19 protein-coding genes and 1 pseudogene are annotated in these 16,442 nt (G+C 76.1%); 8 read left to right on the top strand and 12 right to left on the bottom strand.

Annotated elements, in window-relative coordinates:
- Positions 1-9: 9 nt before the first annotated feature.
- Positions 10-762 carry a type II secretion system F family protein gene (locus D459_RS0123630; protein WP_017595478.1) on the top strand — a complete coding sequence of 251 codons (753 nt, stop codon included), beginning with the start codon at positions 10-12 and terminating at the stop codon, positions 760-762.
- A gap of 1,014 nt (positions 763-1,776) precedes the next feature.
- Here D459_RS0123630 and D459_RS37085 read toward each other — a convergent pair.
- From D459_RS37085 to D459_RS32545, 4 genes and pseudogenes are all read right to left on the bottom strand, one after another.
- Positions 1,777-1,995, bottom strand: a pseudogene (locus D459_RS37085) (Rv3654c family TadE-like protein); the annotation flags it as partial.
- A 53-nt stretch (positions 1,996-2,048) separates the two neighbouring features.
- Positions 2,049-2,549: a TadE family type IV pilus minor pilin gene (locus D459_RS32550; protein WP_017595476.1), complete on the bottom strand. Its 501-nt coding sequence runs from the start codon at positions 2,547-2,549 to the stop codon at positions 2,049-2,051.
- Positions 2,527-2,724, bottom strand: a complete 198-nt coding sequence (locus D459_RS0123615; protein WP_017595475.1) for a DUF4244 domain-containing protein — start codon at positions 2,722-2,724, stop codon at positions 2,527-2,529. The genes D459_RS32550 and D459_RS0123615 overlap by 23 nt, the downstream gene beginning before the upstream one ends.
- 153 nt (positions 2,725-2,877) lie before the next feature.
- Positions 2,878-5,205: a DEAD/DEAH box helicase gene (locus tag D459_RS32545; protein WP_081620682.1), complete on the bottom strand. Its 2,328-nt coding sequence runs from the start codon at positions 5,203-5,205 to the stop codon at positions 2,878-2,880.
- 269 nt (positions 5,206-5,474) lie between these two features.
- Here D459_RS32545 and D459_RS0123605 point away from each other — a divergent pair, with 269 nt between their 5' ends.
- The 4 genes from D459_RS0123605 (at position 5,475) to D459_RS0123590 (ending at position 7,269) form a co-directional block, all read left to right on the top strand.
- The gene (locus D459_RS0123605) at positions 5,475-5,822 is read left to right on the top strand and encodes an STAS domain-containing protein (protein ID WP_026120698.1); all 348 of its coding nucleotides are present in this window, start codon (positions 5,475-5,477) and stop codon (positions 5,820-5,822) included.
- A gap of 23 nt (positions 5,823-5,845) precedes the next feature.
- Positions 5,846-6,400: an ATP-binding protein gene (locus D459_RS0123600; protein WP_017595472.1), complete on the top strand. Its 555-nt coding sequence runs from the start codon at positions 5,846-5,848 to the stop codon at positions 6,398-6,400.
- A 72-nt stretch (positions 6,401-6,472) separates the two neighbouring features.
- Entirely contained in the window at positions 6,473-7,060 is a 588-nt protein-coding gene (locus D459_RS0123595; RefSeq protein ID WP_017595471.1) for a peptidylprolyl isomerase, read from the top strand.
- 5 nt (positions 7,061-7,065) lie between these two features.
- A complete protein-coding gene (locus tag D459_RS0123590) occupies positions 7,066-7,269 on the top strand; it encodes a hypothetical protein (protein ID WP_017595470.1) in 204 nt (67 codons plus the stop codon).
- A 7-nt stretch (positions 7,270-7,276) separates the two neighbouring features.
- Here D459_RS0123590 and D459_RS0123585 read toward each other — a convergent pair whose 3' ends face one another.
- From D459_RS0123585 to nth, 4 genes are read right to left on the bottom strand one after another with little or no spacing between them, the layout of a single operon-like run.
- Entirely contained in the window at positions 7,277-8,029 is a 753-nt protein-coding gene (locus D459_RS0123585; protein ID WP_017595469.1) for an MBL fold metallo-hydrolase, read from the bottom strand.
- 55 nt (positions 8,030-8,084) lie between these two features.
- Positions 8,085-9,263: a MarP family serine protease gene (locus D459_RS0123580; protein ID WP_026120697.1), complete on the bottom strand. Its 1,179-nt coding sequence runs from the start codon at positions 9,261-9,263 to the stop codon at positions 8,085-8,087.
- Between the two features lie 21 nt (positions 9,264-9,284).
- A complete protein-coding gene (locus D459_RS32540) occupies positions 9,285-9,959 on the bottom strand; it encodes an NUDIX hydrolase (RefSeq protein ID WP_020380314.1) in 675 nt (224 codons plus the stop codon).
- A gap of 26 nt (positions 9,960-9,985) precedes the next feature.
- The gene (nth, locus tag D459_RS32535; RefSeq protein WP_081620681.1) at positions 9,986-10,726 is read right to left on the bottom strand and encodes an endonuclease III; all 741 of its coding nucleotides are present in this window, start codon (positions 10,724-10,726) and stop codon (positions 9,986-9,988) included.
- Positions 10,727-10,972: 246 nt separating this feature from the next.
- On the opposite strand from nth, the gene D459_RS0123565 reads away from it, so the two are divergent.
- On the top strand, positions 10,973-11,656 hold the full coding sequence (locus D459_RS0123565; protein WP_017595465.1) for a Crp/Fnr family transcriptional regulator: 684 nt from the start codon (positions 10,973-10,975) through the stop codon (positions 11,654-11,656).
- Between the two features lie 66 nt (positions 11,657-11,722).
- Here the strand turns inward: D459_RS0123565 and D459_RS0123560 are convergent, their stop codons facing one another.
- The 4 genes from D459_RS0123560 to D459_RS34630 all read right to left on the bottom strand — a co-directional run bounded on the left by D459_RS0123560 (position 11,723) and on the right by D459_RS34630 (position 14,174).
- The gene (locus D459_RS0123560) at positions 11,723-12,544 is read right to left on the bottom strand and encodes an MBL fold metallo-hydrolase (RefSeq protein WP_017595464.1); all 822 of its coding nucleotides are present in this window, start codon (positions 12,542-12,544) and stop codon (positions 11,723-11,725) included.
- Positions 12,541-13,353: an NUDIX hydrolase gene (locus tag D459_RS0123555; RefSeq protein WP_017595463.1), complete on the bottom strand. Its 813-nt coding sequence runs from the start codon at positions 13,351-13,353 to the stop codon at positions 12,541-12,543. The genes D459_RS0123560 and D459_RS0123555 overlap by 4 nt, the downstream gene beginning before the upstream one ends.
- A gap of 186 nt (positions 13,354-13,539) precedes the next feature.
- Complete coding sequence (locus D459_RS0123550) at positions 13,540-14,001, bottom strand: RidA family protein (protein ID WP_017595462.1); 462 nt, start codon at positions 13,999-14,001, stop codon at positions 13,540-13,542.
- 2 nt (positions 14,002-14,003) lie between these two features.
- On the bottom strand, positions 14,004-14,174 hold the full coding sequence (locus D459_RS34630; protein ID WP_017595461.1) for a DUF4177 domain-containing protein: 171 nt from the start codon (positions 14,172-14,174) through the stop codon (positions 14,004-14,006).
- A gap of 52 nt (positions 14,175-14,226) precedes the next feature.
- Between D459_RS34630 and D459_RS0123540 the strand changes: the two genes are divergently transcribed.
- Both D459_RS0123540 and D459_RS0123535 read left to right on the top strand, forming a co-directional pair.
- Positions 14,227-15,252: an ArsA-related P-loop ATPase gene (locus D459_RS0123540; protein ID WP_017595460.1), complete on the top strand. Its 1,026-nt coding sequence runs from the start codon at positions 14,227-14,229 to the stop codon at positions 15,250-15,252.
- Entirely contained in the window at positions 15,249-16,394 is a 1,146-nt protein-coding gene (locus D459_RS0123535) for an ArsA family ATPase (RefSeq protein WP_040710915.1), read from the top strand. The genes D459_RS0123540 and D459_RS0123535 overlap by 4 nt, the downstream gene beginning before the upstream one ends.
- Positions 16,395-16,442 lie beyond the last annotated feature (48 nt).

Raw genomic sequence — 16,442 nt, 5'->3', positions numbered from 1 at the left:
GGAGGCGCCGTGCTGCTGCTGATCGCGGTCGCGCTGCTCGGCGGGGCCGCCGTGCGCCTGCTGCTGTTCCCCGGGACGTCGGTGGGGCGGCTGCGGCTGGCCGCGGCGGTGCCCGGCCGGACGGCGGTGCGGGCGCGGCCGGGGGCGCGGCGCGGCCGGGCGGCCGGACGGGTCGCGGCGGTCGCGGTGCTGTGCGCCCCCGCCGCCGCGCTGTGGGCGGTCGCCGGGGCCGGCCCGGCGGTCCTGCTGGGGGTGCCGGCGGGGGCGGCCCTGTGGTGGGGGCTGCGGCGCACCGCGGGGGCCGGGGAGCGGGAGCGCGCCGCCCGGATCGCGGCGGATCTCCCGCTCGCGCTGGATCTGCTGGCGGCGGGGGTGCGGGCCGGGGGCGCGCCGGTGGAGGTGCTGTCCGTGCTCTCCACCGCGCTGGACGGGCCGCTGGGGCGGCTGCTGGGCGAGATCGCCGAGCGGCAGCGGCTGGGCGCCGACCCCGCGGAGGCCTGGGCGGCGGGGGGAGCGCCGGAGCCGGCCGCGGTGGGGCGGGCGCTGGCCCGCGCGGCGGAGAACGGCTCCCCGTTGGCCGATCTGCTGGAGCGGCAGGCCGCCGAGGCGCGGTCGGAGGCGCACGGCAGGGCGCTGGAGCGGGCCCGGCGCACCGCGGTGCTGGTCGTCGCCCCGCTGGGGCTGTGCTTCCTGCCCGCCTTCGTGCTCATCGGGGTGGTCCCCCTCGTCGCCGGCCTGCTCGGCGGCCTCGCCCCGCCGTGACCGGCGCCGGCCCCGGTAGCGGGGCGGGAACCGGGGCCAGCCGACGGTCAGCCGGAGGACGATGACGGCCGCGGTGAGCAGCGGGGCGGCCCATGCGGCGGCGGTGGCCAGCGGGTCGCCGAGGGCCGCCCGGGGCGCCAGGTGCCCGTATTCGACGCGCGGGGCGGGGCCGGAGCGGGTCGGCGGTTCCGCCCGGGGCGCGGAGGGGGTGCGGGACGGGGAGGGCTCCGCGGACCGGGACGGCGACGGGGAGGGGGAGGGCGACGGCGGGGCCGGGGACGGGTCGCCGTCCTCCCCGGAGGAGGACCGCGGTTCGGGGGTCCGGGGCCGGGCGGCGGGCTCATCGGGGAGGTCGGGTTTGCGCGGCGGCACCGGGGGCGGTGCCGGCCGGGCGGGCGGCGGCTCCGGCGGGCTCTCCTCGGCGGGGGTCTCGGTGGGGGCCGCCGGGGAGGAGCACTCGGGCCCGACCGGGGGCGCGGTGGGCGTCGGTTCGGGGGCGAGGGCGCCGCACAGCGCGCACAGCAGCGGCACCGCCCGCGAGGTCAGGGATCGGCGTGTCCTGGGCGGCATGCCGCCGTCCTCCTCTTCCGCTTCGTCTTCCTCGGATGGCCGAAGGGCCGTGCCGACGCACCTGCGGCGGGCCGACGGGGACTCCGCCCCGCCGCAGAGCACCGGCGGCACCGCCTCCTGAGCGGGCCCGGCCCGGGGGCGGTGCCCGGCCCCGGCTCGGGGCGGCGGTGGTCTTCGGCGACCGGTCGGGAGGGAGGAGGCGGGCCGACCCGGGCATCGGCTTCGGCGTGGAAGGGGCCGGGACGGGACGGAGCGGCGCCGGGGCGTGCTCTCGCGGGCTCTGTTCGCGGCTCCGGGGCGGGGCGGTGTGCCGTCGGGGGCGGCGGTGCTCGGCGCCGTGGTGCCGGGGGCCGGGGCCGGGCCGCCGGCCGGGAGTGGGGTGGCGGGGCCGGCTCGGGCGCGGGCGGTGATGGGGGCGGGCCAGGTGCGGGCGGGCAGGGCCACCTCGACGGCGGCGGTGGGGCCGGAGACACGGCAGTCGGTGAGGTCCGCGCCGTTCTCCGCGGCGGTCCGGGCCGCGGCGGCGCAGGCGGCTTCGGGGCCCTCGACGGCGCGGGCCGCCGCGGCCAGGGCGGAGAGGTCGGCCGCGGCGGCGGCGCGGTGCCGGTCGGTGCGGACGCCGCCGACGGTCACCGCGACGGCCGCGGCGAACCAGAGCAGCATGCACAGGGTGAGCACCCACACCGTCCCGGATCCGGTGTCGCGGCGGGGCCGGGTCATGGCGGTGCCTCCGCGGTTCCGGGCTCCTCCGCCGCCTCCGCCGGTCCGGGCTCCTCCGGCGTGTCCGGTACCTCCGGTGCCGGCGGGGCGCCTTCCGCGGGCGCGGGGGCGCCCTCCTGCGGGTGGGCCGCGCCGACGCCCTCCAGCGGGGTGGCGGCGCGGCCGCCGACCTCGACCGGGGCCGGCAGCCCCGGGCCGAGGCGCACCCGGGCGGTGACCTCGACCCGGGCGTAGCCGCCGGAGCGGACGACGGAGGCGGACGCCCCGGGCGGGGCGGCCTCGGCGACCGCGGCGAGCACGGCCGACCGGTCGTCGCCGCGGGCCAGCGCCCTGGCACCGGCGCGGGCGGCGTCGACGCAGGCCAGGTGGGCCGCGACCGCTTGGATCGCGGCCAGGCACAGGGCGAGTACGGCGGCGAGCGCGGGCAGCGCGGCGGCGGTCTCCGCGGTGGCCTGCCCGCGTTCCCGGCGCGGATCAGCCGGCGGCCTGGAGCGCATCGATGACGATCCGGGTGAGCGCGTCGCGCACTTCGGCACTGGTCAGAATCGCGTAGAGAACCGCGGCGAAGGCCACCGCGGAAACGGTGCCCACCGCGTACTCGGCGGTGGACATTCCCCGGTCGGGGAAACGCGCCGCGGTGCGCGCGGGGCGGAGGGGGCGGGCGTGGTTCACTGGGACCTCCTGGGGCCGTTCCGGGCCGCGCGACGTGCTCGGAGCGCGCGGCACGGGTCCACGGTGGACCCGGAGGAGGCGAACCGGAATGGGAAATCCACGGCCTGTGGACAACCCGGGGAATCGCCCGCCGGATTACCCACAGGCTGTGAATTACGTTGTGGAAAACTTCGGCGGGCGGCTTTCCGCGCTTCCCTCTACCGGGGTTTCCGGTCCGCCGATCACGGAGCGATCACGGCCCGTTCCCGCGTCGTTCACCGCCGCGTCGAGCAGTGCGTCCAAGAGCCGCAGCGCCCCCGGCTTGCTCAGCGGATCGTTTCCGTTTCCGCACTTCGGAGACTGGATGCAGGAGGGGCAGCCGGACGCGCATTCGCAGTCGGCGATGGCCGCGCGGGTCGCCGCCAGCCACTCCCGAGCCGCCGCGTACCCCCGCTCCGCGAAGCCCGCGCCGCCCTCGTGGCCGTCGTAGACGAAGACCGTCAGCCGCCCGGTGTCGGCGTGCAGGGCTGTGGAAACCCCGCCGATGTCCCACCGGTCGCAGGTGGCGAAGAGCGGCAGCAGGCCGATCGCGGCGTGCTCGGCCGCGTGCGCCGCGCCGCGCAGCTCCACCCCCTCGGCGCGGAGCCGCTCGGCGGTCTCCGGGGCCAGCGTCCACCACACCGCGCGCGAGTCCAGCGAGCGCTCCGGCAGGTCCAGCGGCTGCTCGCCGAGGACCGTCCCGGTGCGCACGTCGCGTTTGAGGTAGCCGACCACCTGGCGGCCCACCCGGACATCGCCGAAGTGCACCTCGTGCGGCCCCCAGGAGCGCCGCTCCCGGGAGCGCAGCACCTCGATCTCGGTGACCTCCCGGGCCCAGGTCGAGTAGCCCGGCTCCGCCGCGCGGACCAGCGCCACCCGCTCCTCCAGGTCCAGCTCCTGCACCACGTGGCTCTCGCCCTGGTGCAGGTAGACCGCGCCCTCGTGCACCGTGCCGCAGGCCGCCGCCTCGTCGACGGTGCCGAGCAGCTGGCCGGTCTCGGCGTCCGCGATCTGCACCGGCGGGCCGCCGGCGCCCCGGATGTCGGCCAGGTCGCTCGCCCGCTCCCGGCGGGTCCAGAACCAGCCGCGGGGGCGGCGCCGGAGCAGGCCCCGGCGGACCAGGTCGGCCGCGACCTCCCCGGCCGCCGGGCCGAACAGCTCCAGGTCCTCCGGGGTGAGCGGCAGCTCCGCGGCGGCCGCGCACAGGTGCGGGCCGAGCACGTAGGGGTTGTCCGGGTCGATGACGGCGGCCTCCACCGAGCGGCCGAAGATCGCCTCCGGGTGGTGCACCAGGTAGGTGTCGAGCGGGTCGTCCCGGGCGACGAACACCGCCAGCGCGTCGGCGCCGCGCCGGCCGGCCCGCCCGGCCTGCTGCCACAGCGAGGCCCGGGTGCCCGGCCAGCCCGCCACCAGCACCGCGTCCACCCCGGTGATGTCCACGCCGAGCTCCAGCGCGTTGGTGGTGGCCAGCCCGAGCAGCCCGCCGCCGCGCAGCCCGTCCTCCAGCTCCCGGCGGTCCGCGGCCAGGTAGCCGGCCCGGTAGGCGGCGACCTTCTCGGCGAGGTCCGGGCGGCCGGCCTCGGCCAGCGTCCGCCGCGCGGTCAGCGCGACCACCTCCGCGCCCTGCCGGGAGCGGACGAAGGCCAGCGTGCGGACCCGGCGGGAGACCAGTTCGGCCAGGACGGCGGCGGTCTCCGCGGTGGCGGTGCGGCGCACCGGCGCGCCGCGCTCCCCCGTCTGCTCGGTGAGCTCCGGTTCGACCAGGGCGAAGTCGACGGCCGGGCGGGGCGAGCCGTCCTCGGTCACCGCGCGCACCGGCAGGCCGGTCAGCCGGGACGCGCTCTCCTCCGGGGCGCCGGTGGTGGCCGAGGCCAGGATGAACACCGGTTCGGCCCGGTACCGGGCGCAGACCCGGCGCAGCCGGCGCAGGATCTGGGCGACGTGCGAGCCGAACACGCCCCGGTAGTGGTGGGCCTCGTCGACCACGACGTAGCGGAGCCGGCGCAGGAAGCCCGCCCAGGAGGGGTGCCGCTCCAGCACCGCCCGGTGCAGCATGTCCGGGTTGGTGAGCACGTAGTTGGCGTGCGCGCGGACCCAGGCCCGCTCCTCGCGCGGGGTGTCCCCGTCGTAGACCGCGCCGATCAGCTCCGGCGGGCCCGCCTCGCGCACCGCGCGCAGCTGGTCGGCGGCGAGCGCCTTGGTGGGCGAGAGGTAGAGCACCGTCCCGCCGCCGATCACCGCCTCGGCCGCCGGGAGCAGGAAGGCCAGCGACTTCCCCGAGGCGGTACCGGTCGCTATGATCACGTTGTCGCCGGAGCGTGCCATGTTCGCGGCCGCCACCTGGTGCGACCAGGGGGCCTCGACGCCCGCGCCGGCCATCCTCCGCCGCACCGAGGACGGTGTCCATGCCGGCCACTCTTCGCTTACCGGTTCGCTACGTGCCAGCCGCTCCACATGTGTCACCTGCGGGTTCGGGGTATGGTCACGCCACGATCGCCCGAGTGTCGATTCCCACAGATCCACCTGGAGCCCTCCTTCGGCGCACCGGAACGGCGCAGTGGCAGGTGACCACCGGTTTCAGTGTGGCATCCGGGGGAAGGGACGCGCGGTGTCACGGTTTTCTCATGGGAAGCGGGAAGCCGGGACGTGAAAGCGTGGTTGAATGCCGCTCTGTGGGGTAACGCCCGGCACAGATCACTCGCGGTTTTTCGCGGTTCGGCGCTGGAGGACTAGTGGACTTGAAGCTGGATCACTACACCAAGGACGACACCGAGATCGTCGTCGTCGAGGGTGAGATCGACGTCTATACCGCGCCTCGGCTGCGTGAGCTCCTGATCGACCTGGTCAACAAGGGCAACTTCCACCTCGTGGTGAACATGGAGAAGGTGGAGTTCCTCGACTCGACCGGCCTCGGCGTGCTCGTGGGCGGCCTGAAGCGGGTGCGCGCCCACGACGGCACCCTGGACCTGGTCTGCACCCAGGAGCGGATCCTCAAGATCTTCCGCATCACCGGGCTGACCAAGGTCTTCGGCATCCATGAGTCGGTGCAGGAGGCCATCGACAAGCGCGCCGCCAAGTAGCCGGCCGCTTAGCGAGCGAGAAGATGGCCCTCGTCCAGCTCACGATCAGCGCGCTGCCCGCCCACGTGCGCACGGCCCGCCTGATGGCGACCGCCGTCGCGCGCCGGGCGGGCATCGCCGAATCCGCCCTCGACGAGATCAGGCTCGCCGTCGGTGAGGCATGCTCGCGCGCCGTGGAGGCGCACAGAGCGCACTGCCCCGGCCGGCCGATCGAGATCGAGCTCATCGACGGATCGGAGGCCAGGCCGCCCGGGCGCGGCGGGCCGACGATCCCCGCCCCGGCCAACGGCCGCGCCGCCAAGCGGTTCGAGGTCGTCGTCTCCGACCGGGCCCCGGCCAAGGAGCCCGACGCGGGCCGGGGCGCCCCCGCGCCCCTGGACGGCACCGCGAACGGCGTCTACCCGGGCGAGCACACCCCGCCCGGCGGCGTCTCCGGCCTCTCCCCCGACGTCGGCCTGGCGGTGATCATCGGGCTCGCCGACGAGGTGAGCATCGAGCCCGCCGAGGACGGCACCGTGGTCCGGATGAGCTGGCCCCTGACCTCCCCGGACGGCCAGGGCCCCCAGCTCGTCGGCTGACCCCCGCCCGGCGGCCGGCTCGGCCGCACCGCCGGGCGCCGGCCGCGCTCCGCCCGGGTACCGTACTCCTTGATGCACAGACACCTCACGGCCACCGCCCTGGCCTGCGCCGCGGCCCTGCTCGCCGCCGGCTGCGGATCCTCCGCCGCCGACGGGGGCGGAGGATCCGTCTCCGACGTGCAGGGCGCCACCCTGCGCACCAGCGAGGGCGACATCGAGCTCGTCCTCTTCCCCGACCGCGCCCCGGAGACGGTGCGCAACTTCGCCGAGCTGGCCGAGGACGACCCCGGCTTCTACGACGGCACGGTCTTCCACCGGGTCATCCCCGACTTCATGATCCAGGGCGGGGACCCCGAGGGCACCGGGAGGGGCGGCCCCGGCTACACCTTCGACGACGAGATCGACGAGTCGCTCACCTTCGCCGAGCCGGGCGTGCTGGCCATGGCCAACTCGGGACCGGACACCAACGGGTCGCAGTTCTTCGTCACCACCGCGCCCACCCCGCACCTGAACGGCAAGCACACCATCTTCGGCGAGGTCGCCGACGAGGAGAGCCTGCAGGTGGCCGACGCCGTCTCCCGGGTGCCCACCGAGGGCGCGAACCGCCCGGTCGACGACGTGGTCCTGGAGTCGGTGGAGATCCACCGGAGCGGGGACTGAGCACGGTGCGCCCGGGCCCGGTCGCCTTCCACCCGACAGCCGCGGATCTGCGGATCCTCCGCTCCGCCCGGCGGGACGGGGAGCAGGCGGCCGATGTGCTCCGCCGGGCGCTGCGCGCGCTGGAACGGGAGGCCTGGACGGCGGACGCCCGGGTGGACGCCCGCCGGCTCGCCGGAGAGGACCTCTCCGCCGGCCCGGACGCCTGGTAGGGGCCGGTCAGCCGATCGAGAGGCTCCGTCCCGGGTCGGCGTGCGAGACCCCGCCCCGGAAGACCCCGGCGGCCCGGCGGACCGCCTCCGCCGCGCTGAGCGCCGGGCCGACGTGCGTCAGCAGCAGGTGGCCGGCGCCGCCCTTCGCCGCGGCCGCGGCGGCCTGCTCCGGGGTGAGGTGGACCGCCTCGCCCTCGGCCGGGGCGGCCAGGTCGGCCTCGCAGAGCAGCACCGACGCCCCCTGGGCCAGCTCGTCCAGGGCCGTGCAGGGGCCGGTGTCGCCGGAGTAGGCCAGCACCGCGCCGCCGTCGGCGGTGATCCGGGCGCCGAACGCGGGGAAGCCGTGCTCGACCGCGCGCGCGGCGATCTCCAGCCCGCCGATCCGCACCCGGTGGCCGTCGTGCAGCTCGTGCACGTCGAAGGCGCGCTCGACCGGGGTGGGCCCGGTGTTGCCGAGGAAGCCGCGCAGCCGCTCGGCGGTCCCGGGCGGCCCGTACAGCGGGATCGGCCCCGGCGGCTCCAGGTCCGCGTAGAGCAGCGCGTAGTAGGCGGTCAGCAGGTCGGCCGCGTGGTCGGCGTGCAGGTGCGAGAGCCAGATCCCGCCGAGCTCCGCCGGGGAGGCGTACCGCTGCAGCTCGGCCAGGGTGCCGGGGCCCGCGTCCAGCCACAGGGCGGTGCCGCCGTGCCGCACCAGGTACCCCGAGCAGGGGTTGCCCGGGCGGGCGTAGGGCGAGGCGCTGCCGAGCACGGTCAGTTCCACCGGGGCTCCGTTCCTGGTCGGGTTCCCGATCGGGCTCCCGGCCGGGGACCGCGGGTCAGTCGCACTTCTGGGTGTCCACCGGGGCGGTCGCCTCGGCGCCGGCGGCGGCGTTCCCGGCCACCTCGTCGGCGGTGAGCACGTATCCGGTCTCGTCCTCGTTGGTGGCGGCGGCGAAGACCACCCCGTAGACGGTGCCCTCCGGGGAGAGCAGCGGGCCGCCGGAGTTGCCCGGCCGGACCAGCGCGCGGACCTGGTAGATCTCCCGGCTGACCTGGTTCTCGTGGTAGAAGTCGGGGCCCTGGGCGGTCTGCTCGGCCCGGATCCGGGCCGGCACCGCGGTGAACCCGTTGTTCTTCGGGAACCCGGCGACCACCGCGTCGTCGCCCTTCTCCGCCTCGTGCTCGAAGTCCAGCGGGTCCAGGCCCAGCCCCGGGACGTCCAGCACCGCGATGTCCATCTCCGGGTCGTACAGCACGACCGTGGCGGAGAGCTGCCTGCCCTCCCGGGTGACCACCCGGAGGTCCTCGGTGACGCCGGCGACCACGTGCGCGTTGGTCATGATCCGGTCCTGCTCGTAGGCGAAGCCGGTGCCCTCCACCCGGCGCTGGCAGGTCGGCGCGGTGCCGAGCACCTTGACGATGCTCTGGCTGGCCCCGCGGAGCTCCTCGGTGGTGAGCACCGCGGGGTCGGGCGGGGCGACCTCGGCCGGCTCGCCGGTGCCCAGGCCGCTGAAGACCTGCGGGAAGGCGCTCTGGTCGACGATCTTGCGGAAGGTGGAGAACCAGGTGCTCGCGGCCTCCGGCATGGTCCGGTCGACCGCGTGCAGCACCCGGGAGTTCTGCACCTGCCCGGTGACCACCGGAATCGAGGAGTTGGCCACCGCGCTGCCCACCAGCCAGGCGACCAGCAGCACCGACGCGGCGCTGACCAGGGCACCGCCCATCGCGTCCAGCACCCGCGCGGAGTCCCGGGTGACCCGGTTGCGCACCAGGGCTCCGAGGTAGGAGGCGAGGAACTGGCCCATCGCCGCGGAGAGGAAGACCACCGCGATGGCCAGCAGCGCCTGCCGCCCCGGGTCGGCGACCAGCTGCTGGATCAGCGGCGGCGCGCCGAGCGCCGCCAGCACGCCGCCGCCGATGAAGCCGGCGAAGCTCATGACGCCGACGATGAACCCCTGCCGGTACCCGGAGCCCGCGAACAGCAGCACCAGGACGACGAGGAGCACGTCCAGCACGATGCCTTCCATCCCGTTACGCTATCCCCGCCCGCCGGAGGCGGTCCGGGCCGGTTCCGCGGGCGGGACCAGCCGCACCACCTCCGCCCGCCCGGCCTCGTTCCACGGCCGCTGCCATCCGCCCAGGGTGAGCAGGGCGTCCAGCACCGCCGCGGTGAAGCCCCACACCAGCATGCCGCGGACGCGGAAGCCGGGGCCGGTCCGGCGGCCGGACACCTCGACCACGACCCGGTTGGCCGGGTCGGCGAGCTCGGCGACCGGCACGGTGACGGCGTCGGCGACCTCGCCGGCGTCCGCGGCGTGCACCGCGGAGGGCTCCCGCCACCAGGCCAGCACCGGCCGGACGCGGAACCCGCTGTGCCGGATGTAGAGCTCGGGGAGCAGGCCCAGCGGCACGATCCCGGCCGGGTCGACCCCGGTCTCCTCCACCGCCTCGCGGACCGCGCACTCCTCGGGGGTCCGGTCGCCCTCCTCGAACGAGCCGCCGGGGAAGGCGGGCTGGCCGGAGTGGCGGCGCAGCCCGTCGTTCCGCTGAATCAGCAGCAGCTCGGGGCCTGCGGCGCCGGAGCCGAACAGCACCAGCACGGCCGAGCGGCGGCCGCCCTCGGCGGGCGGGCGCATGATCGGCGGCACCTCCATCCGGGCGCCGGCCTCGGCCAGCGCGGTGAGCCATCCCGGCGGGGTCCGTCCGTCCATCCGCTCCCTCTCCTCGGCGCCGGCGCTCATGCCCGGGGCCCGTCGCGCAGCAGCGACCGGGCGGTCTCCGGGTCGGTGGGCCCCTCGCCGTAGGACGGGCACATCGGGGCCAGTGCGCACGCGCCGCAGGCCGGCCTGCGCGCGTGGCAGACCCTGCGGCCGTGCCAGATCACCCGGTGCGAGAGCATCGTCCAGTCCTTCGGCGGGAACAGGGAGGCGACCTCCTTCTCCGCCTTGACCGGGTCGGTCCGGGCGGTCCAGCCCCACCTGCGGGTGAGCCGGCCGAAGTGGGTGTCCACCGTGATGCCCGGTACCCCGAAGGCGTTGCCGAGAACCACGTTGGCGGTCTTGCGTCCGACGCCGGGCAGGGTGACCAGCTCCTCCAGGGTGCCGGGGACCTCCCCGCCGAACCGGTCGCGGAGCGCGGCGGCCAGGCCGAGCAGCGAGGCGGCCTTGGCGCGGTAGAAGCCGGTCGGGCGGATGATCGCCTCGATCCGCTCCGGGTCGGCGGCGGCCATGTCCTCCGGTCCGGGGAAGGCGGCGAACAGCGCCGGTGAGACCCGGTTCACCCGGGTGTCGGTGGTCTGCGCGGAGAGCACCGTGGCGACCAGCAGCTGGAAAGGGCTCTCGAAGTCGAGTTCGCAGCGCGCGTCGGGGTACAGCTCGGCCAGGGTGCGGTTGATCCGCCGGGCCCTGCGCACCAGTCCCGTTCGCGTCTCGGGCCTCCTGGGGCGGATCCGCCCGGCCCCGGCCGTACTCGTCGCCATGCCGCCAGGGTAGGGCCTGGAAGGCGGGCCGCCCGGACGGTGATCCAGATTATGTCCGCAATGTCGTGAGAACGGCGCTGCCAGCACGGCATGGGCGGGAGAAGCCGTTTAAGATCGTGAGGGCTGACGTCGGCTGCGACGGGGCCGGTCGCCCGAACGGACGACAAGCCGAAACGACGACCTGGCTTCCCACGCGGATGCGATATAGGTCACAGTAGTTGACGGTCAGGTTGCAAGGAGGAAGCGGTGGACGAAACCAACGAGGTGCTGCGGAAGGCGCCCCTCTTCGAGGCACTGGACGAGGACGCGACCGCCGCGCTGCGCGCGTCGGTGAGCGAGGTGCGCCTCGGCCGGGGGCAGACGCTCTTCGCCGAAGGCGACGAGGGGGACCGCCTCTACGTCGTGCTGAGCGGCAAGGTGAAGCTGACCCGCTCCGCGGTGGACGGCAGGGAGAACCTGCTGGCCGTCCTGGGCCCGGGTGAGATGTTCGGCGAGCTGTCGCTGTTCGACCCCCGTCCGCGCACCGCCAGCGCCATCGCGGTGACCGACACGGTCCTGGCGGGCCTGGGCCACGACGACCTCCGCCCGTTCATCGCCAGCCAGCCCCAGGTGGCGCTGCAGCTGCTCAAGGCGCTCGCCGCCCGGCTGCGGCGGACCAACGACGTGATGAGCGACCTGGTCTTCACCGACGTCCCGGGCCGCGTCGCCAAGCAGCTCCTGGAGCTCGCCGAGAAGTTCGGCAAGGAGGGCGAGGACGGGCTGCACGTGCACCACGACCTCACCCAGGAGGAGCTCGCGCAGCTGGTCGGCGCCTCCCGCGAGACGGTGAACAAGGCGCTGGCCGAGTTCGCGCTGCGCGGCTGGCTGCGCATCGAGGCCAAGGCCGTGGTCCTGCTCGACATCGAGCGGATGCGCCGCCGGGCCCGCTAGAGGACCGGCCTCGGACCGCCGCCTGGGGGCCCGCCCTGCACCGGGGCGGGCTCCCCGGCGGCGCTCTCAGTTCTCCTCCGCCTCCACCGGGAGCCGACCGATGTCGCCGCGCTCGGCCAGGTAGCGCAGCTGCGCCCGGACCGACGACTCCGCGGCGCCGAGCACCGCCGGGTCCACCCCGGCGTAGACCACCGCGGTGACCTCGGCCGGGGAGGCCGCGCCGCCGCGGACCGCCTCGACCACCTGGGCCAGCCGCTCCTCCCGGTGCGCGATGTAGCCCTCCAGCACGCCGAGCGGGTCGGTCAGGATCGGCCCGTGCCCGGGGAGCAGCGCCCGCAGCTCCTCGGTGCGCGCCAGCCCGCGCAGCCGGTAGAGGGTGTCCATGTAGGCGGCGAGGCCGCCGTCGCCGTCCATGATGACCGTGGTGCCGCGGCCCAGCACGGTGTCGCCGGTGAGCAGCACCCCGTCGGCCGGGAGCAGCAGGCTGACCGAGTCGGCGGTGTGCCCGGGGGTGGCGACCACCCGGACCTCCAGCCCGCCGGCCTCGATGGTCCGGCCGTCCTCCAGGCCCTCCCCGCCGATCCGGTGCTCCGGGTCGACCGCGTGCACCGGCGACCCGGTGAGCTCGGAGAAGTAGCGGGCGCCCTCGCTGTGGTCGAAGTGGTGGTGGGTGAGGAGGGTGGCGACCACCCGCGCGCCCTGCTCCTGCACGGTCCGGGCGACCCGCTCCAGGTGCCGCTCGTCGTGCGGGCCGGGGTCGACCACGACGACGTCGCGCGCGCCGGGTTCGCGCAGCACCCAGGTGTTGGTGCCGTCCAGGGTCATCGGGCCCGGGTTGGGGCAGAGCACGCAGCCGGCGCGGAGCGTTCCGGAGCCGTCGATCCTCATCGGGGGCCTCCTTCCCGCCCGCCGGGCAGCGGGTAGACGGCGCCGTCCGGGACGACGATGCGCCGCTCGCCGTCGACCTCGCGGAGCACCGGCTCGATCGGGAAGATGCTGCGGTGGCCGGCGGTCGCCTCCGCCACCGACCCGCATTCGGCGAGGTCCATGCAGGTGGCGACGGTGGGCGGGAGCATCGCCAGCTCGCCGGTGCGCCACCGGCGGACCGCCTCTGCGGGGCGGATCCAGGCCACCCGGTCGGCCTCCCCGCCGACGTCGCGGGTCTGCTGCCCCTCCGGCAGCACCGCGGCGAAGAACCGGGTGTCGAACCGGCGCGGCTCGCCCGCCGGGGTGATCCACTGCGACCAGGCGCGCAGCAGGTCGGTGCGGAGCACCAGGCCGCGCCGGGAGAGCAGCTCGGCGAAGGAGAGCGAGCGGTCGATCAGGGCGAGCCGGTCGGCCTCCCAGTCGTCGCCGCGGGTGTCGGCGACGACCCGGTCCGCCGACGGCCCGGCGAGCAGCACGCCGGACTCCTCGAACGTCTCCCGGACCGCCGCGCAGACCAGGGCGCGGGCGGCGGGCACCCCGGTGCCGAGGACGTCCGCCCACTCCTCGGGGCCGGGTCCGGCCCAGCCGGTGTCCTGGTCGGCGTCGCGCCCGTCCACCCGGCCGCCCGGGAACGCGTACGCGCCCGGGGCGAACGGCATGGACGGGGCGCGCCGCAGCATGTAGACCTCGAGGCCGCCGCCGGGCCCGGGGGCCTCGCGGAGCAGCATCACCGTGGCGGCGTCGCGCGGCCGCACCGGCTCTTTCGTCATCCTCGACCTCCTCCGGGGGCGATGGCCGAACGGTACCCCGCGGGAGGGCGGCGCCCGGCCCCCGGGGTCGGCCCCCGAAGCGGTGGTCTCGGTGCCGCGGCCCGGTCAGAGCGCTCTGAGCGGGCCGCGGCGCCGGGATCACCGGGGAGGGCGGGCACCGGAGCCCCGCCCTCCCCGCGGCCGGCCTCAGCCGACCTCGACGATCATCTCCACCTCGACCGGGACGTCCAGCGGCAGCACGGCGACCCCGACCGCGCTGCGGGCGTGCACGCCCGCCTCGCCGAACACCTCGCCGATCAGATCGCTGGCGCCGTTGATCACCTGCGGCTGCCCGGTGAACCGCGGGTCGCTGGCGACGAACCCGACCAGCTTGACCACCCTGCGCACCGCGGACAGCTCGCCGACCTCGGCCTTGACCGCGGCGATGCCGTTCAGCGCGCAGATCCGGGCGAGCTCGGCGGCCCGCTCCGGGGTCACCTCGGCGCCGACCTTGCCGGTTCCGGCCGGGGCGCCGTCCACCACCGGGATCTGCCCGGAGACGTAGACGTGGTCGCCGGTGCGCACCGTCCGGGTGTAGGAGGCCAGCGGCTTGGGCACCTCGGGCAGCTCCAGGCCGAGCGCGGCGAGGCGCTCCTCCGGGGTGGCCACGGCTACTTCTCCCGCTTCATGTAGGCGACCAGCTGCTGGTTGCGCGGGTCTCCGTCCACGGACGGGCCCGGGATGACGGAGACGAGCTCCCACCCGTCCTCGCCCCAGTTGTCGAGAATCTGCTTCGTCGCGTGCGACAGCAGCGGCACCGTCGCGTACTCCCACTTCGTCATGGCCGCAAGCCTACTCATCCCGGCCGCCGCGCCCCGACATAGACTCCGAGGGGTGAGCCAACGCGATCCCGACCCGAGCGGCGGCGTCCGGCTGCACGTGGTGACCGGCAAGGGCGGCACGGGCAAGACGACCGCCGCCGCCGCACTCGCCCTGTCCCTGGCCGCCGGCGGGGGGCGGGTGCTCCTGGTGGAGGTCGAAGGCCGCCAGGGCATCGCCGAACTGTTCGGGCGGCCGCCGCTCCCCTACGAGGAGCGCAAGGTCGCCGAGGCGCGCGGCGGCGGCGAGGTGTTCGCGCTCGCCGTCGACGCCGAGGCGGCCCTGCTGGAGTACCTGGAGCTGTTCTACGGCATGCGCCGCGCCGGGCAGGCGCTCACCAGGTTCGGGGCGGTCGACTTCGCCACCACCATCGCGCCCGGCGTGCGCGACGTGCTGCTGACCGGCAAGGCGGTGGAGGCGGTGCGCCGCCGGCGGGGCGGCCGCCGGCCCCTCGGCCAGGCCGGCGACGAGCCGTACGTCTACCGCGCCGTGGTGATGGACGCCCCGCCCACCGGGCGCATCGCGCAGTTCCTCAACGTCAACGCCGAGGTCGCCGGGCTGGCCCGGATCGGCCCGGTGCGCACCCAGGCGGACAAGGTGATGGAGACGATCCGCTCGGCGCGGACCGCGGTCCACTTCGTCACCCTGCTGGAGGAGATGCCGGCCCAGGAGACCGCGGACGGGGTGGCCGAGATCCGCGGGGCCGGGATGAACCCGGGGCGGCTGATCGTGAACATGGTCCGCGACCCGCTCTTCCCGCCGGACGTGCTGGCCGCCGCGGAGCGCGGCGAGGTCGACGTGGAGTCGCTGGTCCAGGGGGTGAAGGCGGCCCGGCTGGACCGGCCCTCCGAGACCGCGGACGGGCTGGCCCGGGAGATGGCCGCGCACGCCCGCCGGGTCCGGGCCGAGGCGGCCGTCCGCGGCCGGCTGGACCGGGTCGGCCTGCCCGCGGTGGACCTGCCCTACCTGGGCGAGGGGATCGACACCGCGGCGCTGTACCGGCTCGCCGACCGGCTGGCCGAGCAGGGGGCGGCCGGATGAGCGCGGAGCGGTTGGACGTGGACGCCCTGCTGGCCGACCCGGGGGTGCGCACCATCGTGTGCTGCGGGTCGGGCGGGGTCGGCAAGACCACCACCGCGGCCGCGCTCGGGGTGCGGGCCGCGGAGATGGGCCGGGGGGCGGTGGTCATCACGGTCGACCCGGCGCGGCGGCTGGCCCAGTCGCTGGGGCTGACCGAGCTGGACAACACCCCGCGCCCGGTGCCGCTGCCGGAGGCCGCGGAGGCCGGCGGCTCGCTGCACGCGATGATGCTGGACATGAAGCGCACCTTCGACGAGATCGTCGAGGCGCACGCCGACCCCGAGCGGGCCCGGGAGATCCTGGCCAACCCCTTCTACCGGTCGATGTCCTCCAGCTTCTCCGGCACCCAGGAGTACATGGCGATGGAGAAGCTGGGGCAGCTGCGGGAGAGCGGCGAGTGGGACCTGATCGTGGTCGACACCCCGCCCAGCAGGTCGGCGCTGGACTTCCTGGACGCGCCCAAGCGGCTCGGCCGGTTCCTGGACGGGCGGCTGATCCGGATCCTCGGCGCGCCCGCCCGGACCGGGGCGTTCCGGCTGCTCGGTGCGGGCGTCGGGGCGGTGACCGGAATCATCTCCAAGGTCGTGGGCGCCCAGGCGCTGAAGGACGTACAGTCGTTCATCTCGTCCTTCGACGCGGTGTTCGGCGGTTTCCAGGAGCGCGCCGAGCGCACCTACCGGCTGCTGCAGGCCCCGGGGACCGCGTTCCTCGTGGTCGCCGTCCCGGAGCCGGACGCGCTGCGCGAGGCGGACTACTTCATGGAGCGGCTGGCGGCGGACCGGATGCCGCTGGCGGGGGTGGTGCTGAACCGGACGCACCGGCCCGAGGCGGACGGCCCCCCGGCGGAGGAGGCGCTGGCCGCGTCCCGGGAGCTGGAGGCCGGCGGCGAGCATCCGCTGGCCGCCGCGGCGCTGCTGCTGCACGCGCGCGCGGCCCGGCTCCGCGACCGCGAGGCGGAGCTGCGCGGGCGGCTCACCGCGGCGCATCCGCGGATCCCGGTCGCCGAGGTCCCGGCGCGGGCGGAGGACGTGTACGACATCGGGGCCCTGCGCGAGGTGGGAGAGGCGCTGGGCGAGGCCGGTCCGGACGGTGTGCCAGGATGAGGAGAAGGGCCCGAAATCACCGGTGGCACAGCCGATTCGGGCCGTCCG

The sequence above is a fragment of the Nocardiopsis potens DSM 45234 genome, assembly GCF_000341105.1.
Lineage (GTDB): Bacteria > Actinomycetota > Actinomycetes > Streptosporangiales > Streptosporangiaceae > Nocardiopsis_A > Nocardiopsis_A potens.
Note: the sequence above shows the minus strand (reverse complement) of the source record. Positions and strands in the feature narration are given on the sequence as shown.